This window comes from Bergeriella denitrificans NBRC 102155 (genome assembly GCF_001592185.1).
Taxonomy (GTDB): Bacteria; Pseudomonadota; Gammaproteobacteria; order Burkholderiales; family Neisseriaceae; genus Neisseria; species Neisseria denitrificans.
Map to the genome: position 1 here is coordinate 1 of NZ_BCWL01000133.1, position 6,046 is coordinate 6,046.

The 6,046-nt window shown below is 54.0% G+C and carries 7 protein-coding genes; 4 read left to right on the plus strand and 3 right to left on the minus strand.

Going from position 1 to position 6,046, the window contains the following annotated elements; genetic code table 11:
• Positions 1–223: 223 nt before the first annotated feature.
• Positions 224–1,789 (plus strand): glutamine-hydrolyzing GMP synthase, encoded by a 1,566-nt coding sequence (gene guaA / locus BDE01S_RS07515; protein ID WP_066079618.1) that lies wholly within the window; start codon positions 224–226, stop codon positions 1,787–1,789.
• A 118-nt stretch (positions 1,790–1,907) separates the two neighbouring features.
• On the opposite strand, the gene BDE01S_RS11320 is transcribed toward guaA, so the two are convergent.
• Together BDE01S_RS11320 and BDE01S_RS07520 are read right to left on the minus strand one after the other, a co-directional pair.
• On the minus strand, positions 1,908–2,081 hold the full coding sequence (locus BDE01S_RS11320; RefSeq protein ID WP_156472602.1) for a hypothetical protein: 174 nt from the start codon (positions 2,079–2,081) through the stop codon (positions 1,908–1,910).
• Positions 2,082–2,199: 118 nt separating this feature from the next.
• On the minus strand, positions 2,200–2,475 hold the full coding sequence (locus BDE01S_RS07520) for a hypothetical protein (protein ID WP_066079608.1): 276 nt from the start codon (positions 2,473–2,475) through the stop codon (positions 2,200–2,202).
• Positions 2,476–2,775: 300 nt separating this feature from the next.
• Here BDE01S_RS07520 and BDE01S_RS07525 point away from each other — a divergent pair, with 300 nt between their 5' ends.
• Positions 2,776–3,462, plus strand: coding sequence for a S24 family peptidase (locus tag BDE01S_RS07525; RefSeq protein WP_066079609.1), 687 nt, complete (start codon positions 2,776–2,778; stop codon positions 3,460–3,462).
• Between the two features lie 35 nt (positions 3,463–3,497).
• Here the strand turns inward: BDE01S_RS07525 and BDE01S_RS07530 are convergent, their stop codons facing one another.
• The gene (locus tag BDE01S_RS07530) at positions 3,498–3,665 is read right to left on the minus strand and encodes a hypothetical protein (protein ID WP_156472603.1); all 168 of its coding nucleotides are present in this window, start codon (positions 3,663–3,665) and stop codon (positions 3,498–3,500) included.
• A 51-nt stretch (positions 3,666–3,716) separates the two neighbouring features.
• On the opposite strand from BDE01S_RS07530, the gene erpA reads away from it, so the two are divergent.
• Complete coding sequence (gene erpA, locus BDE01S_RS07535) at positions 3,717–4,055, plus strand: iron-sulfur cluster insertion protein ErpA (RefSeq protein ID WP_066079613.1); 339 nt, start codon at positions 3,717–3,719, stop codon at positions 4,053–4,055.
• 221 nt (positions 4,056–4,276) lie between these two features.
• Positions 4,277–5,788, plus strand: coding sequence for a ubiquinone biosynthesis regulatory protein kinase UbiB (gene ubiB, locus BDE01S_RS07540; protein ID WP_066079615.1), 1,512 nt, complete (start codon positions 4,277–4,279; stop codon positions 5,786–5,788).
• Positions 5,789–6,046 lie beyond the last annotated feature (258 nt).

The window sequence follows — 6,046 nt, forward strand, 5'->3', positions numbered from 1 at the left end:
AGTCGGAGAACTTAATTTCTCCGACTATATTTTCAGACGGCATTTGCCCGACACGCCCGCTATATTTCCCTCTGTCTTGCCCGCCCGCTGCGCCCGCGCGGCCTGCGGGTATTTTTCGCCCGCCGCCTACTGCAAAGGCCGTCTGAAAAATGCTATAATCCGCTCATTTTCAGACGGCCTTTGCCGTATCCGCAACCGTTTCTTTTATCAAGAAAACTCCATCATGACCCAAGACAAAATCCTGATTCTCGATTTCGGCTCGCAAGTGACCCAGCTGATTGCCCGCCGCGTGCGCGAAGCCCACGTTTACTGCGAGCTGCATTCTTTCGATATGCCTTTGGACGAAATCAAAGCCTTCAATCCCAAAGCCATCATTCTCTCCGGCGGCCCGAATTCGGTTTACGAATCCGACTACCAGGCCGACACCGGCATTTTCGACTTGGGCATCCCCGTGCTCGGCATCTGCTACGGCATGCAGTTTATGGCGCACCACCTGGGCGGCGAAGTTACCCCGGGCAACCAGCGCGAATTCGGCTACGCGCAAGTGAAAACCATTGATTGCGAGCTGACGCGCGGCCTTTCAGACGGCCAACCCAACACGCTCGACGTATGGATGAGCCACGGCGACAAAGTGTCCAAGCTGCCCGAGGGCTTTGCCGTTATCGGCGACACCCCGTCCTGCCCGATTGCCATGATGGAGCACGCCGAAAAGCAATTCTACGGCATCCAGTTCCACCCCGAAGTGACCCACACCAAGCAGGGCCGCGCGCTGATTAACCGCTTCGTGTTGGACATCGCCGGCGCGAAACCGAGCTGGACCATGCCCAACTACATCGATGAAGCCGTAGCGAAAATCCGCGAACAAGTCGGCAGCGACGAAGTGATTTTGGGCCTGTCCGGCGGCGTGGACTCTTCCGTAGCCGCCGCGCTGATCCACCGCGCCATCGGCGACCAGCTCACCTGCGTCTTCGTCGATCACGGCCTGCTGCGCCTGAACGAAGGCAAAATGGTGATGGATATGTTCGCCCGCAACCTGGGCGTGCGCGTGATTCACGTCGATGCCGAAGACCAATTTATGGCGAAGCTGGCGGGCGAAACCGACCCCGAGAAAAAACGCAAAATCATCGGCGCGGAATTTATCGAAGTGTTTGACGCCGAAGAGAAAAAACTCACCAACGCCAAATGGCTGGCGCAAGGCACGATTTACCCCGACGTGATTGAGAGCGCAGGCGCGAAAACCAAAAAAGCCCACGCCATCAAATCGCACCACAACGTCGGCGGCCTGCCAGAAAACATGAAGCTGAAGCTGCTCGAGCCTTTGCGCGACCTGTTTAAAGACGAAGTACGCGAGCTCGGCGTCGCCCTCGGCCTGCCGCGCGAAATGGTGTACCGCCACCCCTTCCCCGGCCCGGGCCTGGGCGTGCGCATCTTGGGCGAAGTGAAAAAAGAATACGCCGACCTGCTGCGCCAGGCCGACGACATCTTTATCCAAGAATTACGCAACACCACCGATGAAAACGGCACATCTTGGTACGACCTCACCAGCCAGGCGTTTGCCGTATTCCTGCCGGTGAAATCCGTCGGCGTGATGGGCGACGGCCGCACCTACGATTACGTCGTCGCCCTGCGCGCCGTCGTGACCAGCGACTTCATGACCGCGCATTGGGCAGAGCTGCCCTACTCCCTGCTCGGCCGCGTGTCCAACCGCATCATCAACGAAGTCAAAGGCATCAACCGCGTGGTGTACGACGTGAGCGGCAAACCGCCCGCCACCATCGAATGGGAATAAACATCGGTTTGCCCGGCATACCGTATCGGAAAGCCGTCTGTTTTCAGACGGCTTTTTTATTGCTCTTCGGCCTTAAATCGGCCTATTTCCCTACCCTGGGCAGGCTGTCCCCGCCGCATTAAAAGTTTTCCAGCAATTCTTCCGGCACATCACCATGCTGCGCCAGCAAGGTCGTTTTGCCCATCTCGCCGCTGTCGCCGTCAAACTCCTGAGCCACCGCCACCACGCCGGCATGCTGCTCGGCCATTCTGTCCACGCGCCGCAAGGCATCGCTTTCGCGGTTAAACTGCATGGCGGCCGCGGGTATCAATCTGCTTTGACCCTTTACGGTCTGCCTATCGAAAGCCTGAACGATATAAGTTGTTTCCATATTGTTCTCCCAAAAAACGCACAAACGGGCTGCGCGGCTTTTATTCGTACACCACGCCCGACAAAATTTCGATTTCGTCCAAGCCGCCGTATTGTTGCTTCCAATCCTGATCGGCTTCCCACATATCGCATTGCTGCGAGCGTGAAAGCTGGTCTTTATCCATCTTCTCCAAAATCAGACGGCCCAGCTGGTCGCATTCCTGCTCCAGCAGCAATCTCTGGGCAGACTGCGCTTCCGAATAGCTCACGGGAAACGCCACCAAACCCAAAACCAATGCCGCCAAAGCCAACCAAGTATTTTTACGATAGCCGCCCATTATCAGACTCCTTCTCAAAAATAAACGAAACAAGCCAAACAGCTTAGTTTTTTCTTAATCGGTTCAGCCGAACTGTTTCACAAAAATAAAAATCATTCGACTGCTAATAAATATCTTACAAACGGAGCAGAAACTCCGAATAATTTAAACCATGAGCGCATCATACTAAGTAAAAATAAAAAATGCAATACTTTTTCTTATTTCAGCTAATTTTTTTCTTACATTTTTTTAGAAACTAAAGTAAAATATCAAAAAACAGATTGAAGTGTATGAAAAAACACACTTACGCCAAGGATTATCATGAATACCTTTAAAGACAGACTGGCTTTCTTATGGAAAGACGAAGCGCGCCAAGCCAAAATCGCTGCCGACATCGATATGACCATTGCCGGCTTCAGCCGTATTTGGAATGACGGCGGGCTGCCAAAATCGGAAACCCTGAAAAAAATCAAGCAGCTGAAAGGCTGCAGCATCGATTGGCTGCTTACGGGCGAAGGCGAGCCGTTTCCGAACGCTTCCGCCCCCTCTGCCACGGCTTACGACACCCTCGGCCATCCTGTCGATGTGGACGAGTTTATCTTCGTGCCCCGCTACGACATCCAAGCCGCAGCCGGACACGGACGCTTGGTCGGAGATGAAAAACCCATGTTCACCATGGCATTCCGCCGCGACTGGGTGGAAACTTATGTAACCCGCGACACCAAAAACCTGTCCGTTATCTCCGTAAAAGGCGATTCCATGGAAGGCGTACTGAACGACGGCGATACCATTCTCGTCAACCACGGCGACACTTCCCCCCGCGACGGCCTGTATGTGCTGCGCCTGAACGAAAACCTGCTGGTCAAACGCCTGCAGCTGATTCCCGGCGGCATCATCAACGTTATCTCTGCCAACGAAGCCTATCCGGCGTTTGAAATCGACCTGAAAAATCCGAGCGACGATATTGCCATCATCGGCCGGGTGGAATGGTTCGGGCGGACGATTTAAAGTATTGTCCGCTCAGATAGCACCGCCGGTCTTGGTTATCTCTGCCCGACAGAAAGCCCGGCCGATTTACTGAAGCCTTCCGATTTATCATTCTGCACGGTGCGGATAGGCTGCTGGTTGCCGCCCGGTATGGTGCTGCGTGATTTCACAATCCATAGCGCATCGGGCTTGAATTTTCGGCTTTCGGCCAAACTTGCTTTCATAAAGCGTTTGCGCGACAATACACAAAACATTCATATCAAAGGAATCGCATCATGTCTGATGAAAGCCCCATTATCTTTACCGACAGCTGCTGCACCAAAGTAGCCGACCTGATTGCCGAAGAAAACAACCCCGAGCTGAAGCTGCGCGTGTTCGTTAACGGCGGCGGCTGCTCCGGCTTCCAATACGGTTTTACCTTCGATGAAATCAAAAACGACGACGATTTTGAAATCAGCAAAAACGGCCTGACCTTCTTGGTCGATCCGATGAGCTATCAATATTTGGTCGGCGCCGAAATCGACTACACCGAAAGCCTGCAAGGTTCGCAATTCGTTATCCGCAATCCGAATGCGGAAACCACTTGCGGCTGCGGCTCGTCATTCTCGGTGTAATCCCTGCCGGTAAAAGGCCGTCTGAAAATACACAAGGTCTCAACAGCGCGCTGCTGTTTCCGTGTATTTTCAGACGGCCTTTTTTATGGAACGCCCCGGCACAACCGTTTCTCCAATACCCGATACGCCCCGCCCTACTGCCTGCGCCACCCACACCAACAAGCATCAGCCTCGAAAATCCCTTATAATTCCTACTTTCCCTCCGCTTTCGGATGCCCGCTATGAAATGGCTTACCCGCATCAAAACCCTGCTCCGCACCGTTTACCTTTTCGGCCTCTCCGACCTGCTGGTCGGCCATATCCGCCAAGACTGGCTGCGCGGCCTGATACGCAAGCTGCCGCAATCGGCCGAATACGCGCACGAACCCTTGCCTGTGCGCCTGCGGCTGGCGCTGGAAAGCCTCGGCCCGATTTTCATCAAATTCGGCCAGGTCTTATCGACCCGCCCCGATTTGATTCCCCATGATTATGCCGCCGAGCTGGCCAAGCTTCAGGATAAAGTACCGCCTTTTGATGCCCAATTTTCCCGCAGCCAAATCGAGCGCTCCTTAGGCCGCGCCATCGACGAGCTGTATGCGGAATTTCAAACCGAACCGGTTGCCAGCGCATCCATCGCCCAAGTGCACAAAGCGCGCCTGCACAGCGGCGAACAAGTGGCGGTTAAAGTGTTGCGCCCCAATCTGATTCCCGTGATTGAGCAGGATTTGGCGCTGATGCGCTTCGGCGCGGCCTGGGTAGAACGCCTGTTTGCAGACGGCAAGCGCCTGAAGCCGCGCGAAGTGGTGGCCGAATTCGACACTTATCTGCACGACGAATTGGATTTGATGCGCGAAGCCGCCAACGCCAGCCAGCTTTACCGCAATTTCCAAAACAGCGATATGCTGGTGGTGCCGAAAGTTTTTTACGATTACTGCTCGCGCGATGTGTTGACCATCGAATGGATGGAAGGCACGCCCGTTTCCGATATTGCCGCGCTCAAAGCCGCCGGTATCGACCTGCGTAAGCTGGCCGATTACGGGGTGGAAATCTTTTTCACCCAGGTATTCCGCGACGGCTTTTTCCATGCGGATATGCACCCCGGCAATATTCTGGTAGCGCCCGACAACCGCTACATCGCACTGGATTTCGGCATCGTCGGCACATTAACCGATTACGACAAGCGCTATCTGGCCATCAACTTCCTGGCTTTTTTCAACCGCGATTACCACCGCGTTGCCACCGCGCACATCGAATCGGGCTGGGTCCCTGCCGATACCCGCGCGGAAGAATTGGAAGCGGCGGTACGCAGCGTGTGCGAGCCGATTTTCAACAAGCCGATTTCGCAAATCTCTTTCGGCTTGGTGCTGATGCGCCTGTTTGAAGTCAGCCGCCGCTTCCATGTCGAAATCCAGCCGCAGCTGGTTTTACTGCAGAAAACCCTGCTCAATATCGAAGGCCTCGGCCGCCAGCTCGACCCCGACTTGGATTTATGGGCCACCGCCAAGCCTTTCTTGACCAAATGGATGAACGAGCAAATCGGCCCGAAAGCCTTGTTTAACAACCTGAAAAACGAAGCGCCGGATTGGGCCAATATCCTACCCGGCCTGCCGAGAAAGCTGAATGCGCTGGTTGATGAAAACCGCCAGCAGGAAATGCGTGATGCCTATGTGCATCTGGTGAAAGTGCAGCAGCGCCAAAGCCTGTGGCTGGCAGTGATTGCCGTTACCCTGCTGCTGATTTTGCTGTTCAAATAGTGATGTGCGGCGGCAGCTTGCTGAAAGCATATAAGGTTTATCCGTTTTAGGATTTTTATGGTTGGATTACACGCTGCCCAATCTTAAAGGCAAACACAAAAAAGCCGTCTGAATATTTTTCAGACGGCTTTTTTGTGTAAGCGCAGCCATTGAGCACCAAATGATGGCCTTGCCGTACTATAGTCGGAGAAATTATAGTCGGAGAAATGAAATTCTGATACAAGGCGGCGAGTAGAAGACAGTACAAGTAGTACGGGT